This is a genomic window from Dokdonella sp., from assembly GCF_035703485.1.
Lineage (GTDB): Bacteria > Pseudomonadota > Gammaproteobacteria > Xanthomonadales > Rhodanobacteraceae > Dokdonella.
Genome location: NZ_DASSYD010000066.1, coordinates 1 through 22,757, shown reverse-complemented (window position 1 = coordinate 22,757; position 22,757 = coordinate 1). Strand labels below are relative to the sequence as shown.

Sequence of the window (22,757 nt, the reverse complement as noted above, 5' to 3'; positions counted from 1 at the left end):
TTTTCACGTTAACCCAAGCCCATGCCTTGGCGTGCCGATCTCGATGAAGCAACCACCAACTGGAGAGCCGTGTGCGGGAGAACCGCACGCACGGTTCGGAGGGCGGGGAGGTGATGAGCCTTCCCGACCCCTATCGAGAGGGTTTTGTAGCCTTTGGTGTGTGTGGGTCCGGGGTTCTTGGCGAATTTCAAGCCACGGCATCGAACTTCGGATGCCGCGCCCAGCGATCAGCACGAACCAGCCCCTGCACGGCGAGGATCCATCGCCATGCGCAGGTTACGACCCAGCACCAACAGCCCATCGTATCCCCATTATCCGTCGCCCCGCGCAAGAAGCCGCGCACCAACCAGCAAGCCTGGCAATCCAAATACCCGTCGCCCCTGCGCAGGCAGCGGCCCAGTGACTTTGCTTGCGCCACGACACTGCCTAGCTTGTCCTGGTGCGGGAAGGCGAGAGACGTGCCCGCATGAGTAATTGTTGCCTTGATGTGATGCATGCCCTAGACTATCGCAGAGAGTTTTCGCATGGGAGCAATGAAATGATCAAACAAATGACTCGCGCATTCGTCCTTGGCGTGATGTTCGTTGCTCTGGCCGCGCCGAGCTACGCGCAGACGTCATCTGGCAACGAAGACGATGACACAGTCGCGAAAGTTGAAACCGACGGTGGCGTTATCATGATCAGCGATCAGGGCGAGTTTCAAACTGCTCTGCCGGATCAACGCGTGCGCTCCAAGGCAAAATTGATGGTCTCCAACGAGAGCAGCGCAACCGTTGTCTACGACAATGGTTGCCGCCAGAAATACGACGATCCCGGCATCTATGAGATTTCCGCAACCTGTGTGCTGCCGTACCTGGCGTCAGGCTCAAGCAGTGGCGTGACCAAGGGCTGGATTGTTGCTGGTGTGCTGTTGGGCGGTGCCGCCGTGGCTGCTGTCATTGACCACAATGGTGAGGGCACATCTGCGCCACCACCGGTCAGCCGCTAATACGGTGTCGCAGGCGTTTCGGCGCCTGCCCAGGCAGCGGTTGATATTCGATAAAGGCTTGACGCATGCGTCAGGCCTTTTTCATTGGTGCGCCTGGCAGGCTGCACTGGTCCGGGACGGATGGTCTGGCTGCACGGGTTTGTCTGTATCTAGCCTGGAGGCTTGAATTGCTTACCTTGAAGGATTTTCACAGGGGCATTCAATGGTGAGCTCTGACGAGTCCCACACAAAGCGGGGAAACCCGATTCTGCTGGTTTTGGCAGCGCTGTTGCTTTCACTTTGCTTTATCGCTGGTGGCAGCTCGGCGACCGGCAATCTGGGCACGATGGCCGCCCAACTGCTTGCCATCCCGATTCTTGTCTATTCGGTAGTTCAGGCTCAGCGGCAAGGTCTCTTGCGTCTGGCGCGCGGGAGTGTGCTCGTCGTCATGATGATTGCGCTTCTGCCATTGCTGCAGTTGATTCCGCTGCCGGCATGGCTGTGGAGCTTGCCACCGGAGCGGTTGTCACTATGGAGCGATCTGCAGGCCGCCGGCGTGGCGACGGTGGACAAGCGCTGGACGCTGTCTGCGTACGCAACCGAGCGCGACCTGCTGTTCCTGCTGCCCGGTATCGCGTTGTTCTTTTGCCTGCTCGGATCCGGTCGAACTGTCTGGCGCAACATGCTCTGGTTGATCATCGGGCTATCCGTCGCCAACCTGATCCTGGCATTTGCCCAGATCGCCGCGGGCCAGCAGAGCTTCCTCAATCCGTACCCTGACTACGCGCCCGCAATGGCTGGAATCTTTGCCAATCGAAACCATCAAGCCAGCATGTTGGCGATAGGCCTGATGCTGGTGACCGTATTTCTGCTCAACGCATTGAGGCAGGCACGCAACAGCAGCGGCCCGTATGCAAAAGTCTGGGTTCTGGTGTTCGCGGCTCTGAGCTTCATCCTCGCGCTGCCGCTGGTGGGTTCGCGAGCGGGAGTGATCGTCGCGATGATCATGTTCCTGGGCGCGATCCTGAGTTCCGGATTGCCGTCGGCACACTCGTTTCGTCGCAATCGATTGCTGCAAATCGGCTCGCTACTGGCACTCGCCGTGTTTGTCATTGGTTTGCAGGCGGCACTTGGCTGGATGAGAAATGACGCAGGAGATTCGGCTATCGAGGGCTCCCGCTATCGGATTGCCGCCGAGACGCTTCAGATCGGCATCGAATACGCCCCGCTGGGTGCAGGATTCGGCACGTTCATTCCTGCTTTCAAGCAAGGCTCAAGTGATGTCTTTCTGATGAGGGGATACGTCAACAATGCGCATAACGAATATGCGCAATGGTGGCTGGAAGGAGGTGTGCTCGGGGTGATCGTGGTTTTGCTTGCCTTGATCGTATTGATCAAGGCCCTCGTCCGATTGCTGCGTCAGAATCCTCAATCGAGAACCCGGACTTCCGGAATCGCGGCGCTCATGGGCATCGGCGTGATCATCTTGCACTCGACCGTCGACTATCCGTTGCGTACGCCGGCCTTGATGGCCGTCTTCGCTGTCTTGTCCGGCATTGCAGTCGCCGCGGCAAACACGGTTTCGAATGAAAGTGCGCGGGATCGCAAAACTTCCTGAGCGTTACCTTGGTTCAATCCCGATCCGGCCTCATTCCACCGTGACCGATTTGGCCAGGTTGCGAGGTTGGTCAACATCGGTGCCGCGCAGAACCGCAACATGATAGGCAAGCAGTTGCAGCGGGATCGTGAACAAGGCCGGGGCCATGAAGTTCCCGCCCGAGTTGATCTTGATCACCGCTCCGCGTGAATCACCATTCGACATCTCGACGTCATTGTCGGCAAACACGAACAACTCACCTCCCCGCGCACGGACCTCTTCAAGGTTCGACTTGAGCTTCTCCAGGAGCATGTTGTTGGGGGCTACCGCGATGACCGGCATGTTCTCGTCAACGAGGGCCAGCGGGCCGTGTTTGAGTTCGCCGGCCGGATACGCCTCGGCGTGAATGTAGGAGATCTCCTTGAGCTTGAGCGCGCCTTCAAGCGCCACCGGATAGTTCACGCCGCGGCCAAGGAACAAGGCATGGTCTTTCTGCACGAAACGCTCGGCCAGTGTCGCAATTGCCGGCGCTTGATCGAGTGCTTCGGCGATCCGTCGAGGCGTGCTGCTGAGCTCATTGACCAGCTCCTTGTAGCGGCTGTCATCCAGACCGTTCATGCGCGCCAATTCCAGCACCAGCAGGGCCAGCGCACAGAGCTGGGTGGTGAACGCCTTGGTTGAGGCAACGCCGATTTCCGGCCCCGCTCGCGTCATCAGGACCAGATCGGATTCACGGACCAGGCTCGATTCGGGCACGTTGCAGATGGCGAACGATCCGAGGTAGCCGCGGCGTTTGGCTTCACGCAGCGCGGCCAGGGTGTCGGCGGTTTCACCGGATTGTGAAATCGCGAGGAACAAGCTGTCGGTCGGGACGACGCTTTGTCGATAGCGATACTCGCTGGCTACCTCGACGCTGCACGGAATGCCAGACAGCGCTTCGAGCCAATAGCGGGCGACCAGGCCGGCGTGGTAACTCGTGCCACAGGCGATGATCTGCACATGACGCACACGCTTGAGCAAGGCCTCGGAGTCGACGCCAAAAATATTCGGAAGAATGTGTTCGCCGGAAATTCGGCCTTCCAGCGTATCGGCAATGGCGCGCGGTTGCTCGAAAATCTCCTTGAGCATGTAGTGACGATATTCACCGCGTTCGACCGCATCGGCCGAGAGCTCACTCGTATGCGAGCCGCGCTCGACAGGATTTCCATCGGCATCCTCGACCGAGACCGAGGTGCGCGTGATTTCGACCAGGTCGCCTTCTTCGAGATAGCAGAACTGGTTGGTGACCTTGATCAGGGCCTGCACGTCCGAGCCGAGGAAATTTTCACCGATGCCGAGACCGACGACGAGCGGGCTGCCGCGACGCGCGCCAACGACGTGATCAGGCTCTGCGCGCGAAATCGCCGCGATCGCAAACGCTCCATGAAGCTGCTTGATGGCCTCCCGAACCGCGGCACGCAGGCCCAGCCCCTGCTTGCCCAGATGGTGGATCAGGTGCGCGATGACTTCGGTGTCGGTATCGGAATCGAAACGGTAGCCAAGCTGCTTCAATTCCTCGCGCAAGGCGACATGGTTCTCGATGATGCCGTTGTGCACGACACTGATTGAATCGATTGAGGAGTGGGGATGCGCGTTGGCCTCGTTGGGAACGCCATGGGTCGCCCAACGGGTATGGGCGATTCCAGTCACGCCACTAAGCGGACTTGATTCAAGCCGGGCTTCCAGTTCGCGAACCTTGCCGACCGTACGTGTTCGACGTATCTGTTCGCCATCGAGCACGGCAATACCGGCCGAGTCGTAGCCACGATATTCCAGTGCCTGCAGGCCGGCGATCAGGATGGCGACGACATCACGCTCGGCCGTCGCGGCGACTATTCCACACATTGGACAATCCTCGGTTTCGGAGCGGAAATTCCTGGACTTGCCATGAAAACATCCAGAACAAGGGATGGAATGATAGACGGTTGGCGGCGATCCCGGCAGGGTCGGCAACCGAATCGACGATCAATTGCCCTGTACTTGCCGGGTTACTGCGCTTCAGCAGGTCCTTGAAGCTCTATTCAGGAGGCACGATACGGCAGTAAAATGTTCATTTGCCGCATACAAGATGCGTTTTTCGGGTCATTTCGCGTTTCCTCCACCCGTTTGAGCGTGCAGAACGTCATGTCGGACAGGCGCACAGGAGCCGCCCCTGCACAGAAGCAGGCTGAGCAAGTAGTATTTCGCATCCTTTCTGAGCCTGCGCGCGTACATCTGCGTAAGGCATCGCGCGCGATTGCTGGAGCAAGCATCTTCAGTTTGGTGCCGAGGGCGCCAGTTGTGGCGATCCTGCGCGAATTCGGACCCTGGATTTGTGTGCTCAATGTTTGGCAGCGGCGCATTGCTGCTGGATGGAGGACGAATGTTTCGGACTTTGCGTGAACAAGGTGCCCGCTGGCTGCTATTGCTGGCTGTGGTTGAAGGGCTGATCCTGACTGGCTCGCTGCTGCTGTCGATGCAGTTGCGCTATTGGAACGATGCCGAGAGCCTGGCGATGTACTCGCCCTGGATCGAGTTGCGCGCAGTTATCTTTGGTGTCGTCATGGTGACTGCGCTGGCTGCCGTCGGCTTGTATCACCCGAGTCTTCGTCAGAACTGGCTGGGCTTTCTTGCGCGTCAGGCGATCGGCTTTGCCGGAGGCGGAATCTCGATCGCCATTGTCTTCTACGTCTTTCCGCAGGCCTACGTCGGGCGCAGCGTTATCGGCATCGCGCTGGTCATCAGCTTTATCCTGATTTCGTTGACTCGCGGTCTGTTTGTTCGGCTGCTTGATATTGAGGGTCTGAAGCGCCGGGTTCTCGTTTTCGGATCCGGAAGACGTGCCGCCAAAATCGTCTACAGCATGCGCCGGCGTGTTGACCGCCGAGGATTCAAGGTTGTGGGATTTCTCGGTTTGCCCGGCGAAGTGGCGGCCGTACCCGAAGAAAATCTGGTCGAGTATTCCGGCTCGCTTGCGCAGATCGCCGAACGCATGCAGGTCAATGAAATTGTGATCGCGCCTGAGGACCGGCGCGGTCAAATGCCGATGAACGATCTGTTGCTGTGCAAACAGCGCGGCATCCGGATCACCAGTCTGATCACGTTTTTCGAGCGCGAGCAGGGCAAGGTCAAGTTGAGCCTGATTGACCCTTCCTGGCTGATTTTCTCCAGCGGTTTCGATGCATCACCACTGCGCAAGGCGTCCAAACGCTTGTTCGATGGCGCATCGACCTTGCTTATCCTCGCCTTGACCTGGCCGTTGATCTTGTTGACGGCGCTTGCGATCCGGATTGAATCCGGGCGCGGCGCGCCGATCCTCTATCGCCAGGAGCGGGTCGGTGCGGGTGGCCGCACCTTCATGCTGATCAAGTTCCGCAGCATGCGCACCGATGCCGAAGGAGATGGCGTCGCGCGCTGGGCCAGCAACAACGATGATCGCGTGACTCGCGTTGGCCGCTTCATTCGCAAGGTACGGCTGGATGAGTTACCACAACTCTGGAACGTGGTGCGCGGCGACATGAGCCTGATCGGTCCCCGACCCGAGCGGCCGGAGTTCGTCGTCGACCTGGAGAAGAAGATCCAGTACTACAACCTTCGGCACTGCGTGAAGCCCGGGCTGGCCGGGTGGGCACAATTGAATTATCCGTATGGCGCTGGTGAAAAGGATGCCGCGGAAAAGCTCAAATACGATCTGTTCTACGTCAAGAATCACTCGACCACGCTGGATCTTGTCATTCTGATTCAGACGGTCGAGGTTGTGCTGTTTCGACGTGGAGCGCGTTAGGGCAACACTGATCAATTGGCAAGCGTCACTTGCCTCAGTACTGCCTCAGTCGAAACCGGCCTCGAACAGGGGATCGGCGTTGACGCGCCAGTAGTCGAGCAAGTCTTTGAGCGCCATCGGCATGTTCTGTGCGGGTTGATGTCCGGCCTGATCGGTGGTGTTGACGCCATGGCAGCCAGCGCATGCGCGGACTTCGCCCGGCTTCACGGATATCCAGTAACGCTCACGCACCACCGGTGTGCCATTGGCATCGGTTGATTGCCAGGCCATGGCGCGCCGGGCCGGCACGATGGCGGCCACAGAGCCGTCGCTGGCAATGCGTACCGAGCCGGGCGGAGCGCCGGGCTGAACGGCAGGCATGAACTGCAAGGCGTCGGCATCGTGTAGCGGCTGGGCCAAAACTCGACGGCCGCGATCCGGTGAGCTGGCACCTCCAAGGCCTCGAATCTGGTCACCCTGGAGGAATTGCATGAACTGGATGTCGTGTCTTGGTCCCGAGTTGCCAAGCGTCTGGACGCCACCGGGAACGCGCAGATTGTACGGTTGCTGCTTGTCACGACCATCGCGCGTGGTCACGTTTCGGCTGACCAGCACGCCAAGTCCGCGAGCGGCAAGGAAGCTCTGGAAGGCGTTGAAATCGACGTTGGCGGCCGCGAATGCCTGGGCTTCGGGCGACTCCGGTGCGGCTTCGGCCGTATTCGGTGGGGTCGCGCGCGCGCGCACCTCGACCGCGGACAGTTCCCACAACGGTCCGTTGTAGGTCACGCGCACGTCCGGATCCCACCACGACACCGATTTGGTAATGCCGCTGGTCAGCGCACCATTCGGATCAGTGCGCAGAAAGCCGCTGGCATCGGTCATCAAGCTGTAGAGGCGAAACTTGTAGCGGGGAATCGGGTTGGCGCGGGTGCCGTCGTTTGCCGAGAGACGGGGTTCGGCGACCCAGGCGGCAACCATGCCACCGTTCGAGAGTGGCAGCGGGCTGCGGTAGTGACCGGTGAAATCGGCTGGTACGTTGCCGGAATGAAAGTCATGCGTACTGCGCGGCGTGTGGTAGTCGACCAGCATGTTTGACGGATTGGTGGTCGGCGAACCGTTGATCGATACGATCTGGCCGGCCGAGTGGGTGTAGAACTCGGGCGCGTCGATCGCGTAGTAGCGCCCCGGTGTCGTCGGATCCTCGGCCAGCTGCAACCAGTTTTCGGCAACGTTGACATTGGAGCGTGGCGGCGTCGCCGCGTCGCTGAAATCGGTCAGGCTGGAGTCGTTCTTCAAGCTGCGATTGAAGTAACCGAACAACTCGTGGCGACCGACATGGTTGAGGGTTTCCTCGCCACTGCCATCCTGGTTGATCATCCACGGGAAAAAGTGATTCAGGCGCAAGCCGAAGGTCGTCGTGGTGTCTTCACGCGGCTCGGGAAACACGTCGACCGCTGCGCTTGTGGTCGCCGCGTTTGATTCCGATGCCCAGTTGAATGTTCCGTAGCTAGGGTTTTCGGATTGCTGATCGCGCTGCAAATGATCCCAGCGGGTGAAAATGACCCGGCCGAAACTGTCAACGAATGGCCGGAACGAACCGGAAGGCGCGTGCTGCAGGAGGACCAGGCTGCCGCTCGCCGGATTGAGCTTCCACAACCCGCTCGGTGTCGGTGTCGACTCGTACTCGTCGAGCTGCGGATAGAGATGGCGTTGTCCGTTGCGCGAACGGTCGCTGACAAAAATGATGCTGCCATCGGAGGCGTAGGTCGGCTCGACGTTGTTGGTGTCGGCGGGCTGGTTGGCCACCCGCGAAATGTGCACCGTCTGGCCGCTGCCAAGACCGCTGACCTCGTAAAGCTGCCAGTAGGTGGTGATTTGCTGATATTGGGACGTGGGTGCGCCGATGACCATGCTGAAAACCGCTTTCTGGCCGTTGAAATGAACGGCCGGGTCGCGCACCGCGATCGCATTTGCGCCCTGCATTCCGCTGCTGCCGTAGCCCGCTTCGGCGGTCAGGTTGCGCAGGGTGCCGTTCGGGTAGCGGATCCACAGGTCGCCACCGCGAGCCGCACTTTGCATATCGGCCATGTGATTGGCGAAGACCGAGCCGATGGTCGCGAAATCCTGCGGTACCGGAACCTGGGTAACAAACAGAATCGGATTCGGAAGATTCGCTGCGGCCATCGCCGCAGAAGTTGTCAGCGTGCAGGCGAGCAATGCGACGCGACTGGCTTTCGAGAGTGTTGACGCAAGAGAAGCAAATGCCATGGCAGGGGGCCGTTGGAGCGAGCGGGGGATCGCATGCTGTCTCAACGACAAAGGCAAATTGGTGACAACAGTCACACCTAAGCCATTGATGCTCCGAATAATTGTCGAAACTGGCAACCACGACACACTTGCCGTGACGAGCTGTGAATTCGATCACATGCTGCGTGCCGCGTGGATATCGCGGGGCGTGCGTCAGCCTCTTTGACTGGCTTCGGGGATCAGGTTGGACCGATAATCGCTGCCTCAAGCGTGAATCGCCACGCCGCTCCGGTGCTGGCAACCGTTCGAAGACTTTTCATGGGTGCCGTGCATGATTGCCAAGCTCCGCCACTGGGCGGCCCGCTCGTCCCATCCCGCTGCACGAGCTTTGCGCTCAGTGCGCAAGCAATGGAACACGTTCTCCTTGCCTGCGCCGCACATCGTTGTCGTGCCGATGCTGTACGTCTTCCTTTTCCTGCGTGCGATCATTTTTTTCCTGCGTCGCCGATTTCTTGCCGAGCCACTGCTCAAGGCCTATTGCACCCGACATGGTCGCGGCGTGACCGCAGGAATCTACGTGCCCTGGATCAAGGGCCGTGGTGAGCTGATCCTCGGCGACTACGTGTGCCTGAATGGCAAGATCAGCGTAGCCTTCGCCGCCAGCTTTGTACCCAATCCACGACTGAGCATCGGTGATCACTGCGATATCGGCCACAACACGAGCTTCGTCGTCGGTCGCGAAATTTCCCTTGGCAACCATGTGCAAGTTGCCAGCGGGGTGTCGTTCCGGGATTCTGCCGGGCATGCGAGTGACCCGGCCTTGCGCCTTGCCGGAGCACCGCCAGATGCCAGTGATATCAAGCCAATTGTCGTTCACGACAATGTCTGGATTGGTGCTGGCGCGATGATTCTCCCGGGTGCCGTCATCGGCGAAGGCAGCATCATCGCGGCGAACTCGATCGTATCCGGCGTGGTGGCGCCAAATACCGTGGTCGCCGGCAATCCGGCACGGCGGGTCAGCGTGTTGACTCCCGCAAGCAAAAGCGAAGCGGGTGAGGCGCCAGGCAACCTGCCGTAAGCGTGATCAGTGGCGGGCCAACCCTGAATCCGGGAAGTATACGGTTGATGTCGTCGCTGCCCTGTTCTGGCAAACTGCACCACCTTGCGACGTCGAAACCACGGGTTCCGACGCAGATCCTGTCCCCAGAAATACCAGAGTGGCGCATGCAAACGATTGAAGCCCGTATCCGTGATTTCGTCCGCGACACGTTTCCATCCGAAGATCATGACAACCTCGCCCTCGAACAAAGTCTGTTCGATGCCGGCATCCTTGATTCGATCGGTGTTCTCAGCCTGGTGACCTGGCTGGAATCCGAGTTCGAGATCATCGTTGACGATGATGATGTCATTCCGGAAAACATCGACGGCATTGGACCGCTGGTCCGTTATGTTGAAAGCAAGCACGCCGAGGCGAGACTGGCCGGATGATTCGCTACGAGGAACTGCTGCGCCGCGCTGCGGAGCGCGATCCGCATCGAGTCGCCCTGGTCGTCCAGGGCAAACGCACAAGTTATGCAGAATTCCATGCCGAATCCGAGCGCTTTGCTGGGGCACTGGTCGGCACTGCGGACTTCCGCAACGGCGAACGCTGTGTCCTGTTTATCGACAACCGCCTTGAGGCGGCGATCGGCATTTTCGGTACGTTGCGCGCCGGTGGTGTATTCAGCGTCATCAATCCAACCACCAAGACCGACAAGCTCGCCTATGTGCTGAACAATTGTGAGGCGTCGGTGCTGGTCACCCAGGCCGCCCTGTTACCAGTTGCCCGCGCCGCTGCCGAGCAGGCAGCCAGCGTGCGTAGAATCATCGTCGTTGACGCTGACAGCGATGTCGCAGGCGATGGCATCAGTTGGACCGAATTCATGGCGGCAGCGCCGGCCACGCTCGATTCCGCACCACGCGGCATCGATATCGATCTGGCCATGCTCGTCTACACCTCCGGATCGACCGGTCAGCCCAAGGGCGTGATGATGACGCACCGGAACATGGTGTTCGCGGCGACTTCGGTGACGACGTATCTCGAAGCGCGAAGCGACGATGTGATCCTCAGCGTTTTGCCGCTGGCCTTCGACTACGGCCTGTACCAGTTGCTCATGTGCGTGATGATGGGCTCCACTCTGATCCTCGAAAAATCGTTCGCATTTCCGCAGAAGATCCTGCCGATGCTGGCCAGTGAAAAAGTCACCGGCTTTCCGCTGGTGCCGACGATGGCAGCGCTGATTGTGCAGTTGCGCAACTTCAAACCCGAATGGGCCACAAGTGTCCGCTTCCTGACCAATACCGCCGCGGCATTGCCGCCTGCGCATATCCAGAAGTTGCAGGAGCTGTTTGCCCAGGCGCAGGTTTTCTCGATGTACGGAATGACTGAATCGAAACGCTGCACCTGGCTGCCGCCGGCGCAGTTGGCCAAGCGTCCGGACAGCGTCGGCATTGCCATTCCGGGTACGGAGGTCTGGGTCGCCGATGATGAAGGCAAGCCGGTCGCGGCCAACGTCGTGGGTGAGCTGGTCGTGCGTGGCGGCCATGTCATGCAAGGCTACTGGCGCAACGAGGAAGCCACCGCGAAAACCCTCAAGGCCGGACGCTACGCCTGGGAGAAGGTGCTGCACACCGGCGATCTTTTCCGCATGGACGAGGAGGGTTTCTGCTACTTCGTCGGACGCAAGGACGACATCATCAAGTCGCGCGGCGAGAAGGTCAGTCCGAAGGAAGTCGAAAACGTGCTCTATGCGCTGCCTGGAATCAAAGAAGCGGCGGTTGTCGGCGTCCCTGATGAAGTGCTCGGTCGCGCGCTCAAGGCGCTGATTGTCAAGGCCGAGGATGTCGAGATCGAGGCGCGCGAAATCATCGCCCATTGCCTGGCCCGGCTGGAAGATTTCATGGTGCCGCGACTGATCGAATTCCGCGAGGCGCTGCCGAAGACCAATACCGGCAAGATCCGCCGCGCCGTCCTTCAAGCCGAGGCCGAAGGGCGCACGCTGCCAGGCGACGAGGAATAATCCGGATCAGATCAGCGCTTCGAGCACATCTGCGTGACCGAGAAAGTCGCGTGGACTGGCTGATCGGCCATAGGCGCCGGATTGGAAAACCACAACCAGATCGCCGACTTCAGCCACATCCAGCGGCACGCGATCGGCGAGCAGATCGAGTGGCGTGCACAAGGGGCCGACCACGCTGGCGGTTTCGGTTTCCGCGCTGCGCCGGTTGACCTCGACCGGATAATTCTTGCGCATGACCTGGCCGAAGTTTCCGGAAGCGGCGAGGTGCTGGTGCATGCCGCCGTCGACAACGAGAAACACCTGCCCGCGAGAAATCTTGCGATCGATGACGCGGGTCACGTAGAGCCCGGCTTCGCCGACCAGATAGCGACCGAGCTCGATGACCAGATGCGCGCCGGGGAAATCCTCGTGCGCGCTCTCGGCCAGTTCCGCCAGATTGGCCAGGATCGAATCGGTATCCAGCGGTGCATCGTTGACCGTATAGGGAATGCCGAAACCACCGCCGAGATTGAACGTTCGCACTGGTGCCGGGAACTGATCCCGCCATTCCAGGGCGAGTTCGTAGCAGCGCCGCTGCGCCTCGATGATTGCGCCAGGACGCAGGTTTTGCGATCCGGCGAACATGTGAAACCCTTCGAAGGCGAGACCGGCTTGCCCGATTGCGTCGAGCATCTCGGGCACGCGATCAGCATCAATTCCGAACTGGCGCGCTCCGCCGGCCATTTTCATGCCCGAGGCCTTGAGTTCGAAGGGCAGGTTGACGCGCACCGCGACGCGCGCGGGCTGCCCCAGTTGCTGGCTTGCTTCGGCGAGGATGCCGATCTCGCGAAACGATTCGATATTGATCAGGATACCGGCGGCAACGGCCTGCCTGAGTTCGCCGGCAGACTTGCCCGGGCCGGCAAAACTGATGTGTTCGGGTGACATTCCACTGTCGAGGGCGATGCGCAACTCGCCGCGTGAGGCGACGTCGATGCCGTCAACCTGAGTCGCCATGTGGCAGACCAGCGCCGGCATCGGATTGGCTTTCATCGCATAGTGCACAAGCACTTCTGGCGGCAATCCCGCGCGCAGCGCCTGCGCACGCGCGTTGAGGCGCGAGCGGTCGTACAGATAGCACGGACTCGATCCGACGGAATCAACCACCCGCGATAGCGCCCTGCCGCCAACCAGCAGTTCGCCATCGCGGTTTCGCGCCCATGGATCACGGCTGGACCAGTTCGCGGCATGCGTCGAGGCGGCGGGTGTGGCGTCGTCGGTCATCCTGATTCCGTTGGGTGGCGCATCGTGGGCCGATATTCTACGGATTGCTTCCGGCTGTCGCATCCGCATTGCACCGGAGCTCCACTGGCCAGAAAAAGACCGTTGCGACAATGCGCTGCGCGCAGATCATGAAAATGCGGAAATTTCATCGGAACTGGGTCGCAAATCCATGAGAGGGGCTTTCCAGAGGCCGGGAAAATGAGAGAATCATCACGAATATCAGTCATTTAAGTGCCTATTCTGCGTTGCAACAAATCCCCCGGTTCCGAGTTTTGCAAGTGAATTGAATTGCAGGTCATGGTTGCCCCCGCCAGGATTTCCCGCCGGAACGCTCGTTGAAAGGTCACATCACATCATGTTCAGAATTCTGATTTTCCTGCTGGTTTTCGCGAGTCTGCCAGCGACTGCCAGAGAATGGTTCGTCTCTCCAAACGGCAGCAACAGCGGCAATGGCACGCTGACATCCCCCTTCCGCACGGTTCGCCATGTGCTCGACACCTCGCTCGACATGACTTCGCCAGGTGACGTGATCAATTTGCGTGCCGGCACCTACAACGAGTGCGATGTGCGCCTGCGCAAGCCGCTAACCCTGCGCTCCTATGGCAATGAGCGCGCTCACATCCATTGCAACATGACGGTCGCTGACAGCGTCACCATCCAGATCGATACCGCGGCAAGCGGCAGCGTCTTGCGTCAACTCGAGATCAGCGGCGGAATGTACTACGGCATCCAGTTGCAGACGGATTGGTATCCGGATCCCTGCTGCAGCAGCTCGTCCGGTCCTTCCAACATCCTTCTCGACGACCTGAAGATTCACGATACCGGTCGCGATGGCATCAAGATCACGCCCAAATCCAATCATGTGACGATTCGCAACAGCGAAATCTGGAACACCGGTGCGATCTATCCGCCGGGAACCAGCCTGGATGATCGCAATGCGGATGGCATTGACAGTGTCAACGTCTCCAACCTGCTGATCGAGGACAACTACATCCACGACATCTCGACCACGGGCCTGTACTTCAAGGGGGGCTCCAGCGACGTGCTGGTTCAGCGCAACCGGATCGAGAACACCGGCATGGCCGGGATTCTGGTCGGCTTCGATACCAGCGTCGAGTTTTTCGATCTTTCCATCAATCCGCAGTTCTATGAATCCATTCGCGGCACGGTGCGCAACAACATCATCCGTAATACGGTTTACGAAGGCATTGGCTTGTATTCGGCCAAGGATGCCGTGGTCGTCAACAACACGATCATCGATACCGCCCAGGACGGCCACGCGGCGATCTATTTCGGCGTGCCCGCGCAGGATTGGGATCCGGTTGCCGGACGTCCGCCAAGCATCAACCCGCTGATCCGCAACAACCTGGTCATGCAGTACGGCGGCAACTGCGTTGAGGTTCGTCACTGGAACGAATTCGGCGGTGTCTCCGGCCTCACTGGCAGCCCGAGCACCAACTTCAATCTCTATTCAAACAACAATGGAGCCTGCGTGTTCCGCGATGCACGTCCTGGCAGTCCGATTGGCGGTGGCGGAACTCTGGCGCAATGGCGGGCCTACGAAGGAACCGACGCGCAGAGCATCTATGCGTCTCCGGGTCTGGATTCGACCGGGCGCCTGTTGCCTGGCAGCCCGGCCATCGATGCCGGCACGACGCTGTCCCAGGTGACCGACGATTTCGACAAGCAGCAGCGATTTGCGCCCTACGATATTGGCGCTGATGAACTTGATGCGCCGGTGCCAGACCTGATCTTCTCTGCGCATTTCGACTGAGCCTGCGCGACGATCGTCCGCTGCCTGCCCTGAGGTCGGAATTGGATTAAACTTGGGCGATCCGCCATGACGTGCCGGTCGCCCGGGCTGGCCAGGGAAAGTCCTCTTGTTCCGACTCCTGCTGCTGTCCACCGTGCTTGTTGCCCTACCAGCCACGGCGCGTGACTGGTACGCCGCCCCTGGCGGCGACAACGCACTTGGCGATGGAAGTCGAGCGCAGCCGTTTCGCACGGTGAGCCATATCCTCGACACCTCGCTCGACATGACGGCGCCAGGTGACACGATCATCCTGCGCAAAGGGGTTTATCACGAGTGCGATGTACGCCTGCGCAAGCGCCTGACCTTGCGCGCGGAGACCGGCGAAAGTGCGCATATCCAGTGCAACATGAAGGTCAAGGACAGTGTCGTTGTCCAGATTGATCCGGAGGCCAGCGGCAGTCGCATCAGCGATCTCGAAATCAGCGGTGGCATGTATTACGGCATCCAGTTGCAGACCGCCTGGTATCGCGGCGAGGGCCAGCATGGAACCGGTGCCAGCAACATCATGCTGGAAAACCTGAAGATCCATGACACCGGCCGTGATGCCATCAAGATCACGCCGAAGTGCGATCATGTAACGATAAGAAAAAGCGAAATATGGAATACCGGCGCGGCCGATCCGATCGGCACTCCGCTGGAAAAGCGCAATGCCGAAGGCATCGACAATGTCGGTGGCTCGAACATGCTGGTCGAGGACAACCATATCCATGACATCGCCACCACCGGGCTCTATTTCAAAGGCGGTGCCCGCGATGCCGTGATCCAGCGCAATCGGATCGAGAACACCGGCATGGCCGGCATCCTGGTCGGCTTCGATACCAGTGAAGAGTATTTCGATCTTGAAGTGAATCCCGAGTACTACGAGTCGATCGGTGCTATCGTGCGCAACAACATCGTGCGCTATACCGGTTACGCGGGCATCGGACTGTATTCGGCGCGCGACGCGCGAATCTTCAACAACACGATCACCGATGCTGCCCGTCTCGGCCACGCGGCCATCTATTTTGGAATTCCGTTTCAGGATTGGGATCCCAAGGCCGGCCGACCGCCGAGCGTGAATCCGAGCATCCGCAATAATCTGATCATCCAGGATGGCGGCACTTGCGTCGAAATACGCTGGTCGCGCGAGCTCGGCGGATTGTCCGCATTGAGCGGTGCGCCTGGCACCGACTACAACGGCTATCAAAACCGCCGCGGCGATTGTCGCTTCGTCGATATGCGCATCGACAATCCGTTGCGCAATGCTGATCTCGAAGAATGGCAGGCGCATGAGCATGGCGACGCACACAGCCTGAGTGCTGATTTCAAGCTTGACGCTCAGGCAAAACCGGCTCCGGGTAGTCCGGCCCTCGGTGCCGGTGATCGAATCGATCAGGTCAGGCTCTATATCGAGAAGCGCCCGCGCGCGGGCGGAAATGATCTGGGGGCGATTCAGTCATCGCCGCCGTAGTTTCCGGAAACGCTAGTACGGGCGGAATCTTCGCCAAATGAGTGCGATTCAAGGCTGCAGCCCCGGGCCCAATCACTACTCGTCTTCATCGGCCGATGTCAGGTGCATTTCGTCGAGCGCAGCGGTGGTGGTGAGCTTGCCCGACCAGCGAGCCACCAGCGAACGCCGACTGCGTTCGACGAAGCCGGCGGCACGCCAGCCCTGCAGAGCGGCGTCAGAACCGAAAAACTCGAATGACAGCGAGGCATAGCCAGCCCGGTAGGCCGCGTGCTGGAGTGCGCTGATCTGTCCGCGCGAGATGCCGGCAAGGCCCTCTTCCGACCAGCAATCGCGGACATGCAGCATGCGTTCCTGGCTCTGACAGGCGAACCAGGCTTTGAGGCCTCCGTCTGAGCCATCTTCGATCAGCAGGAATCGGGTTGGCGTGGGTGCTTGTTCGAAGCGCCAGCGCAGGAATTGGGCGTCACGTACGGTAAGAATGCCGGTGCTCGGTGCCGAGCGCTGCCAGAGTGAATCAACCCCGGGATCGACAGAATCGGACCAGCGTGCACGCAACGTCCGATGTTCCGCATGCGCGGGATTGAGCCGCCAGGACAAATCCATGACCCATCCAAGCGCCCTGGCCAGAGCCTTCGGCATACGCCGCGCGGCATATCCCTGATAGCGCAGGACGCGTGCGTAGCGCACGATCGCGCCGGGGATCTCATAAACACCGATGCGCTTGAAAAGCGGCGCCGCTTTCGCATTCGGAAAACCGTAAAGCAGATCAAAGCGCTGCCCACCGAGCTCGGCAAGTTCGCGCTGAAGCATCAGCGCGGGCCCGAGCGAGCGATGTTCCGCAACGACGGCCAGATCGACCAGAACGCCGGCCGAACACTCCTTGCCGCGAACGCGCATTCGACGTGGCCCGGCGGCGGCAACACCCACTGCCTGGTGGGTGCCGGACTGGGTCAGGATCAGCAGCAGCGGTTGGCCAAACGGGCAAGTCTCGTAGAACCAGGCGAATTTGGCCAGCATGTGCGCCTCGTCACCCAGATTGTCGCGCCAGATGCCAATGACGGCATCCTTGTCGCGGGTCGCATCGCCTACGCTGACCCGGTATTGCGTGGTATCCGCCGGGGGATTCATCGGCACGAACTCATGGTGCATCGGTGACGAAGATCGGAGCCAGGTGCAGGTAGCGCGTAGTGCGTCGCTTGCCCTGAATATCCTTGTACACCGCCTCGGCTTCGGCTGTTTCCAGATTGAGCGCGGCGCCGAGATCCTGTGCCGGAACATCATGATCCAGCGCCCACAAGGCCAGATCCATGGATCGATAGGGCAGGCTGAAATAGAACTCGTCCTGACCTTGTTCGAGGCTGTAGGTATCGGTTGTCGGCTGAGCGTTGCACAAGCGCTCGGGCAGGCCGAGATGGCGCGCCATGGCATAGACCTGGCTCTTGTACAGATGCGCAATCGGCTTGATGTCGGCCGCGCCATCACCGTTCTTGACGAAGAAACCCTGATCAATCTCGAGCCGGTTCGGAGTGCCGACCACGGCGTAGTTGAGACGGTCGGCGTGGAAGTACTCGAGCATCTTGCGCGTGCGCTGCTTGAAGCTGGTCGCGGCGACGATGGTCAGGTAGTCATTGAGGCGCAATTCGCATTCGTGGCGGGAGCCCTCGGGATCCTCGGCAATCAGGCGAAAGCGATTGATCGAGCCTTGCCGGGCACCGACCAGGGAAAGCTTCATCTTCCATGCCCGGGTGTATTCGGGCAGTACCCGACGCACCGCTTGATCGCGTGCCGAATAGCAGCCCAGTGCCTCAAGTGCCGGGGCAATGTCGAATTGCTCCACGCTGACGCCGAGATGTTCGGCAAGCAGCTGCGCGCGTTCGGCACTGTCCGGGTCGGAATCGCGCTCGGGCAGGATCAGGCAGAGTACCCGCTGGGCGCCGACCGCCTGCACCGCGAGTGCCGCACAAACCGAGCTGTCGATGCCGCCGGATATCGCCACGATCAGGCCTCGGCGATGCAGTTGCGTGGCCAGCGCTTCACGCAGCTGCACGGCGATGTGCCCGGCCTGCGCGGCGCAGTCCAGTTCAAGCACGCTCCAGTCAAGTTTCGGCACGGGATTCTTCCTTGGCTCGGCGTTGAGCGAGGACGACACGGGTGGCCCCCTCGGCGTCATGGATTTCGCGTATCTCGTCGTAGTCGGCGTGGCGCTCAAGGCGTCGTGCCAGCGAACGACCCTGGCCGAGGCCCACCTCGAACGCCAGCCAGCCACCTCGCCGCAGCCAGCGTGGCGCTTCGTCAATCAGGCGCATCAGGATCGACACGCCGAGCGGTCCACCGTCGAATGCGAGCCGTGGCTCATGCGCGGAAATTTCGCTGGGCATCTGTTCGACCTTGGCGCTGCTGATGTACGGCGGATTGCAGGTCAGCAAATCGATGGCCTGGAGGAATTCGGTTTGCTCAAACGGCGCGAGCAGATCGCCGCTGCGAAAGTCGACACGCGCTTCAAGCCCGAGCTGGCGCGCATTGGCGCGGGCAAGCTCGATCGCCGCTTTGTCGATATCGGCACCGAACACGCGCGCTGCCGGACAGTGTTCGGCAATGGCCAGGGCGACGTTGCCGGAGCCGGTGCAGACATCAAGCACCTGGATGTGATCCTGCGCACTGCCCAGTTCGTTGGCCAGGGCGATGGCCGCCCTGGCCAGCAGTTCGGTTTCCCGGCGCGGCACCAGGGCGCTGGCGGTGGCCAGCAGTTCGAGGCCGCAGAAATCCTGGCGACCGCTGAGGTGGGCGAGAGGTTGACCGCTCAGGCGTCGGTTGATCAGCGCATCGAGCCGGTCCAGCGCCTCGCTATCGAGCTCGGGCAGTGTGGCGCGCGCAGAATTCAATGACCGTGACTCGCCGGCCGCCAGCCACCAGAGAACGCGCAGAGTCGCCTCGGGGGATTCGTCGGGCTTGTCCACGGGTGTCTCGAACGTGGCCTTGAGCCGTGCATGGCGTTTCGCGAATTCGGTATCCATGATCATTTTCGACAGCCCGCTAAGCCGCCTGCAAGCGCTGGACAAAACCGACCAGGTTGTCCACGGAGTCGAAGTTTTCCGGCAGCATTTCGCTGTCCTTGATCGTGATCGAAAACTCCTCTTCGAGGAACATCACGATCTCGAGGACGCCGGTCGAATCGATCACGCCGCGATCAAGCAACGAAGCGTCATTGGGCAAGCGCGACTCATCATCGGTGAACATCAGGTTTTCAAGAATGTAGTGGCGGATCTTGGCTTGGGTTGACATGAATGAACGGGCTCCAGGCAGTTTTCCTGCTGATTCAAGATGATCCTTGGCGGACGAACTGGTCATCGAGCAGCATGGTGGAAAGGATACCGACAAAGGCCTGGTTATCGGCAAATCCGCTCGCCCGACCGGCCCGGCACTTTTCAAACAGGTGACCCACGCGCTTCGCGTCGAAATAGCCGGCACGACGAATTCGATCCCCGCTGAGCAGGTCGGCGACGTAATCCAGTGGCTTGCCCTGGTCAAAGAAGCTTGAGCTATCCGGTGCGCGGTACGGCTGTTTGCTGCGCTGCAGGATGCTTGCCGGAAGCAGATCGGCAAGCGCCTGACGCAGGATGTGCTTTTCGGTCAAGCCACGGATTTTCCATTGTGGCGGCAGGCGATTGGCGAACTCGATCAGACGATGGTCGAGGAAGGGGAAGCGACCTTCGACGGAGTTGGCCATGGCCGCGCGATCGCCCTGTGAGCTGAGCAGATAGCCACCCATCAGGGATTTCGCTTCGACGTACTGATCGCGTGAGAGCGGCGACCAGCGCATGATCCCGGCGGGCAGGGTTTTCTCGTAGAAAGCGGCCGCATCCCAGTCGCCCACGCTCGCGCGAAACTCATCGGAGAGGAATCCAAGCGCGCGCTGCGACGTCGTCCAGCGCGGCATGTGGGCAAATACCGGGCGATCCAGATACTCCATGCCCTGACCGAAGAACGCCCGTGCGAATGCGGGGCTGGCAACCGGAGACTGGTCAAGATAGCCATACAGGCGCCCGAGCAGTTGCGGACGCAGGCGCGATTCGGGCTGCCGCGCCCAGAAGCGGCGCACCTTGGCCTCCTTGAACAAATCGTAGCCGGCAAAGACCTCATCGGCTCCTTCACCAGTCAGGACGACCTTGTAGCCAGCTTCACGTACGCGCGCCGACAGCAGCATCAGCGGCACTGGCGCGGTACGCAGCAGCGGCGCCTCGGCGTGCCGGATCAAGCGCGGGAACGCCTCGCCGATGTCCTTGCGCCGACAATTCAGCGTGGTGTGTTCGGTGCCGAGATGCCGGACCATGGTTTGCTGGTGGATGCTCTCGTCAAATTCGGCATCCTCGAAGGCAATCGAGAATGTGCGCAGCGGCGTCTCGGTGTAGTGGCGGATCAGAGCGACGATCGCCGATGAATCAAGACCGCCACTGAGGTAAGCGCCGACCGGAACGTCGGCGCGCAACTGCAGGCGCACGGCGTCAATCAGCAGGTCGCGCAGGGAGCCGACCGCATCATCAAAGGACGCAAATGGCGCGGGCGCACCGTGCTCGGGGAAGTGCCAGTCCCAGTAACGGGTCAAGGTCTCGCGACCGTCGCTTTCAATTGCCAGCAGATGCCCCGGCGCCAGGTTGCGTATGTCTGCAAACACCGTGTCCGGCTCGACTGCGGCCCAGAACGTCAGTGCCTGGACCAGACCCTGCGCATCGATCCGCGCCTGGCCCGGTTGTGCTGCATGCAGCGCCTTGATCTCGGAAGCGAACCAGAGGCGACCGCCGCTGCGCCGGTAGAACAGCGGACGAATGCCGGCGCGGTCGCGGACCAGCAGCAAGCGCTTGCGTTCGTCATCCCACAGCGCGATCGCGAACTGGCCGTTCAGATGCTCGACAAATCGATCACCGTAGCGATCGTAGAGATGCACGATGACTTCAGTGTCGGACTCGGTACGGAACTGGTGGCCCATCGCCTGCAGCGACTTGCGCAACTCGATGTAGTTGAAGATCTCGCCGTTGAAACTGATCCATACGCTGCCGCGCGGATTGGACATCGGCTGGGCACCACCGACCGGATCGATGATGGCCAGACGCGAATGGGCCAGCCCGATGCCGTCATCGACATGAAAACCGCAGGCATCCGGACCGCGATGCGCAAGTGTCGCGATCATCGTCTCGAGATCGTTGCGCGCCACAGCGGGCGACGCGGCGACGCCGAGAAAGCCGGCTATTCCGCACATGTCAGGCGAACCGGCCAGTCGGAGACACGGTTTCTGACTCGCCCCGGCAGCGCACGGCGATTGATGGGCTGCGATTCAATCTGCAAGGGATTTCAATCAAAGCCATTCAGGAACAGGTTGTCGCCAGTGGCCGGAAAGGCGATCAACCACAGTGGAGCGCCTTGTTCTGGCAAAGTGGTCCAACTGACATTGTAGGTACCGGCCGCAGACACCTGACGCGCGGCGACGACACATTGCACCGCGCTGTCGGGTGGCAGGTTGACGAAATTCTCAATGATCTGGAAGCCATTGTTCGGTATCGCACTGTGATGCAGCCCGCTTTGGTCACCAAACCAGAAAGCCAGCAGGGTGGCCGGTCCGGTCGTCGTCACCGAGGCGCTGGTGAGGACGTTGCCCGGTTGCGGGTAGTTGGTTTTGACGATCGGCATGTTCGCGCCGAAATTCCTGATCTCGACAAAAGGCAAGGTCAGCTCACCCGCCGGAACACCGTTCTTGACGATGCTGACGGTGTGTCCGCTGCCGCCATGTGCAGATTGCACATAGTACGGTTTCACGTCATAAACGCCATCGTAGTAGCGGTAGGCGACCGCTTCGCCCAAGGGCCGGAACGTATTGCCCTTGTTGTCTGTGGGCGTGCTGTTGTTGGATACGAAGCCGGCACTGAACGCGACAAGAAAGCTGCCATTGGCTTGTGTCGTGATCGGTTCGGTGATCGCGACGCTGGGACCATGGCCGTTCTCGTGCCAGAGCAGGGTGTGCTGGCCAAGGCTTGTCGCCAGCGTGTTGGCTTCCATGCAGGCAGGTGGCGCGTGGGTTAAATCGGCAAGCGGACAGTCGCCGGTCGACTTGAAACCGGAGGCTCCGTTGCTACCGTTGCCGACACTTGCCAGGATCAGTCGATGCGCATCCAGAGAGGCCGAGCCGCCACTCAACAACGCCGCCAAAAAGGCCGGCACGACGAAGATGGCAAGCAGCTTGCTGGCACCGTGCATCAGGGGCTCCTTGTCGCAGGACTGCCGAATAGTACGCTCTGCCAGGCACTGCGCCAATGTTTGTACGGGTGGGCTGCGGAACCCTGTGGTGTCCGCGCGCCATGATCGCGCGCTATCATGGGCTATCACGTCACAGGCGGCAATAATGTGAACGGGTCGTGCATTCAAGGCGAGAGGTTTCATGAGCGATTTGGCCAGAAGTTTTCGACGCATCGCCAACGAGATCGCCGAAATGCCGGGGATCCGTCATCTCGCCAAGCCGCTCTATCGACGCGAATTCAATGCGAGGCGAAGCAGCGGAAATGCCTACTACGGTGTCTACCAGAGTTTCGAT

At 60.4% G+C, this 22,757-nt stretch carries 17 protein-coding genes; 8 read left to right on the top strand and 9 right to left on the bottom strand.

What is annotated here, in order from left to right; translation table 11 throughout:
• Nucleotides 1-538 precede the first annotated feature (538 nt).
• Nucleotides 539-988, top strand: coding sequence for a hypothetical protein (locus tag VFN25_RS05005; protein WP_325139466.1), 450 nt, complete (start codon nucleotides 539-541; stop codon nucleotides 986-988).
• 268 nt (nucleotides 989-1,256) lie between these two features.
• Entirely contained in the window at nucleotides 1,257-2,585 is a 1,329-nt protein-coding gene (locus VFN25_RS05000) for an O-antigen ligase family protein (protein WP_325139464.1), read from the top strand.
• A 30-nt stretch (nucleotides 2,586-2,615) separates the two neighbouring features.
• Here VFN25_RS05000 and glmS read toward each other — a convergent pair whose 3' ends face one another.
• Nucleotides 2,616-4,448 carry a glutamine--fructose-6-phosphate transaminase (isomerizing) gene (gene glmS, locus VFN25_RS04995; RefSeq protein ID WP_325139462.1) on the bottom strand — a complete coding sequence of 611 codons (1,833 nt, stop codon included), beginning with the start codon at nucleotides 4,446-4,448 and terminating at the stop codon, nucleotides 2,616-2,618.
• A 517-nt stretch (nucleotides 4,449-4,965) separates the two neighbouring features.
• Between glmS and VFN25_RS04990 the strand changes: the two genes are divergently transcribed.
• A complete protein-coding gene (locus VFN25_RS04990; protein WP_325139460.1) occupies nucleotides 4,966-6,366 on the top strand; it encodes a TIGR03013 family XrtA/PEP-CTERM system glycosyltransferase in 1,401 nt (466 codons plus the stop codon).
• 45 nt (nucleotides 6,367-6,411) lie between these two features.
• On the opposite strand, the gene VFN25_RS04985 is transcribed toward VFN25_RS04990, so the two are convergent.
• Nucleotides 6,412-8,613, bottom strand: a complete 2,202-nt coding sequence (locus VFN25_RS04985; protein ID WP_325139458.1) for a hypothetical protein — start codon at nucleotides 8,611-8,613, stop codon at nucleotides 6,412-6,414.
• Between the two features lie 310 nt (nucleotides 8,614-8,923).
• On the opposite strand from VFN25_RS04985, the gene VFN25_RS04980 reads away from it, so the two are divergent.
• The 3 genes from VFN25_RS04980 (at nucleotide 8,924) to VFN25_RS04970 (ending at nucleotide 11,651) form a co-directional block, all read left to right on the top strand.
• Nucleotides 8,924-9,670: an acyltransferase gene (locus tag VFN25_RS04980; protein ID WP_325139455.1), complete on the top strand. Its 747-nt coding sequence runs from the start codon at nucleotides 8,924-8,926 to the stop codon at nucleotides 9,668-9,670.
• A 146-nt stretch (nucleotides 9,671-9,816) separates the two neighbouring features.
• Complete coding sequence (locus VFN25_RS04975) at nucleotides 9,817-10,080, top strand: acyl carrier protein (protein ID WP_325139453.1); 264 nt, start codon at nucleotides 9,817-9,819, stop codon at nucleotides 10,078-10,080.
• The gene (locus VFN25_RS04970; protein ID WP_325139451.1) at nucleotides 10,077-11,651 is read left to right on the top strand and encodes a class I adenylate-forming enzyme family protein; all 1,575 of its coding nucleotides are present in this window, start codon (nucleotides 10,077-10,079) and stop codon (nucleotides 11,649-11,651) included. Before VFN25_RS04975 ends, VFN25_RS04970 begins: the two co-directional genes overlap by 4 nt.
• Before the next feature lie 6 nt (nucleotides 11,652-11,657).
• On the opposite strand, the gene VFN25_RS04965 is transcribed toward VFN25_RS04970, so the two are convergent.
• Entirely contained in the window at nucleotides 11,658-12,914 is a 1,257-nt protein-coding gene (locus tag VFN25_RS04965; protein WP_325139449.1) for a pyridoxal-dependent decarboxylase, exosortase A system-associated, read from the bottom strand.
• 355 nt (nucleotides 12,915-13,269) lie between these two features.
• On the opposite strand from VFN25_RS04965, the gene VFN25_RS04960 reads away from it, so the two are divergent.
• Both VFN25_RS04960 and VFN25_RS04955 read left to right on the top strand, forming a co-directional pair.
• On the top strand, nucleotides 13,270-14,688 hold the full coding sequence (locus VFN25_RS04960) for a right-handed parallel beta-helix repeat-containing protein (RefSeq protein WP_325139447.1): 1,419 nt from the start codon (nucleotides 13,270-13,272) through the stop codon (nucleotides 14,686-14,688).
• Between the two features lie 106 nt (nucleotides 14,689-14,794).
• The gene (locus VFN25_RS04955; RefSeq protein WP_325139445.1) at nucleotides 14,795-16,177 is read left to right on the top strand and encodes a right-handed parallel beta-helix repeat-containing protein; all 1,383 of its coding nucleotides are present in this window, start codon (nucleotides 14,795-14,797) and stop codon (nucleotides 16,175-16,177) included.
• Between the two features lie 75 nt (nucleotides 16,178-16,252).
• Here VFN25_RS04955 and VFN25_RS04950 read toward each other — a convergent pair whose 3' ends face one another.
• The 6 genes from VFN25_RS04950 to VFN25_RS04925 form a co-directional block, all read right to left on the bottom strand.
• Nucleotides 16,253-17,305 (bottom strand): hypothetical protein, encoded by a 1,053-nt coding sequence (locus tag VFN25_RS04950; RefSeq protein WP_325139443.1) that lies wholly within the window; start codon nucleotides 17,303-17,305, stop codon nucleotides 16,253-16,255.
• Between the two features lie 10 nt (nucleotides 17,306-17,315).
• Entirely contained in the window at nucleotides 17,316-18,287 is a 972-nt protein-coding gene (gene nadE, locus VFN25_RS04945; protein ID WP_325139441.1) for an NAD(+) synthase, read from the bottom strand.
• Nucleotides 18,274-19,191 (bottom strand): peptide chain release factor N(5)-glutamine methyltransferase, encoded by a 918-nt coding sequence (gene prmC, locus VFN25_RS04940; protein ID WP_325139439.1) that lies wholly within the window; start codon nucleotides 19,189-19,191, stop codon nucleotides 18,274-18,276. Before prmC ends, nadE begins: the two co-directional genes overlap by 14 nt.
• A gap of 19 nt (nucleotides 19,192-19,210) precedes the next feature.
• Nucleotides 19,211-19,459, bottom strand: coding sequence for an acyl carrier protein (locus VFN25_RS04935; RefSeq protein WP_325139437.1), 249 nt, complete (start codon nucleotides 19,457-19,459; stop codon nucleotides 19,211-19,213).
• Between the two features lie 34 nt (nucleotides 19,460-19,493).
• On the bottom strand, nucleotides 19,494-21,431 hold the full coding sequence (asnB, locus tag VFN25_RS04930) for an asparagine synthase (glutamine-hydrolyzing) (RefSeq protein WP_325139435.1): 1,938 nt from the start codon (nucleotides 21,429-21,431) through the stop codon (nucleotides 19,494-19,496).
• 92 nt (nucleotides 21,432-21,523) lie between these two features.
• The gene (locus VFN25_RS04925; RefSeq protein WP_325139433.1) at nucleotides 21,524-22,423 is read right to left on the bottom strand and encodes a hypothetical protein; all 900 of its coding nucleotides are present in this window, start codon (nucleotides 22,421-22,423) and stop codon (nucleotides 21,524-21,526) included.
• Between the last annotated feature and the right edge of the window lie 334 nt (nucleotides 22,424-22,757).

Bases quoted from the DNA above. Each gene is read 5' to 3' on its own strand.
- VFN25_RS05005 (WP_325139466.1), top strand. From the start codon at position 539: ATGATCAAACAAATGACTCGCGCATTCGTCCTTGGCGTGATGTTCGTT.
- glmS (WP_325139462.1), bottom strand. From the start codon at position 4,448: ATGTGTGGAATAGTCGCCGCGACGGCCGAGCGTGATGTCGTCGCCATC.
- VFN25_RS04990 (WP_325139460.1), top strand. From the start codon at position 4,966: ATGTTTCGGACTTTGCGTGAACAAGGTGCCCGCTGGCTGCTATTGCTG.
- VFN25_RS04985 (WP_325139458.1), bottom strand. From the start codon at position 8,613: ATGGCATTTGCTTCTCTTGCGTCAACACTCTCGAAAGCCAGTCGCGTC.
- VFN25_RS04980 (WP_325139455.1), top strand. From the start codon at position 8,924: ATGATTGCCAAGCTCCGCCACTGGGCGGCCCGCTCGTCCCATCCCGCT.
- VFN25_RS04975 (WP_325139453.1), top strand. From the start codon at position 9,817: ATGCAAACGATTGAAGCCCGTATCCGTGATTTCGTCCGCGACACGTTT.
- VFN25_RS04970 (WP_325139451.1), top strand. From the start codon at position 10,077: ATGATTCGCTACGAGGAACTGCTGCGCCGCGCTGCGGAGCGCGATCCG.
- VFN25_RS04965 (WP_325139449.1), bottom strand. From the start codon at position 12,914: ATGACCGACGACGCCACACCCGCCGCCTCGACGCATGCCGCGAACTGG.
- VFN25_RS04960 (WP_325139447.1), top strand. From the start codon at position 13,270: ATGTTCAGAATTCTGATTTTCCTGCTGGTTTTCGCGAGTCTGCCAGCG.
- VFN25_RS04950 (WP_325139443.1), bottom strand. From the start codon at position 17,305: ATGAATCCCCCGGCGGATACCACGCAATACCGGGTCAGCGTAGGCGAT.
- prmC (WP_325139439.1), bottom strand. From the start codon at position 19,191: ATGGATACCGAATTCGCGAAACGCCATGCACGGCTCAAGGCCACGTTC.
- VFN25_RS04935 (WP_325139437.1), bottom strand. From the start codon at position 19,459: ATGTCAACCCAAGCCAAGATCCGCCACTACATTCTTGAAAACCTGATG.
- asnB (WP_325139435.1), bottom strand. From the start codon at position 21,431: ATGTGCGGAATAGCCGGCTTTCTCGGCGTCGCCGCGTCGCCCGCTGTG.
- VFN25_RS04925 (WP_325139433.1), bottom strand. From the start codon at position 22,423: ATGCACGGTGCCAGCAAGCTGCTTGCCATCTTCGTCGTGCCGGCCTTT.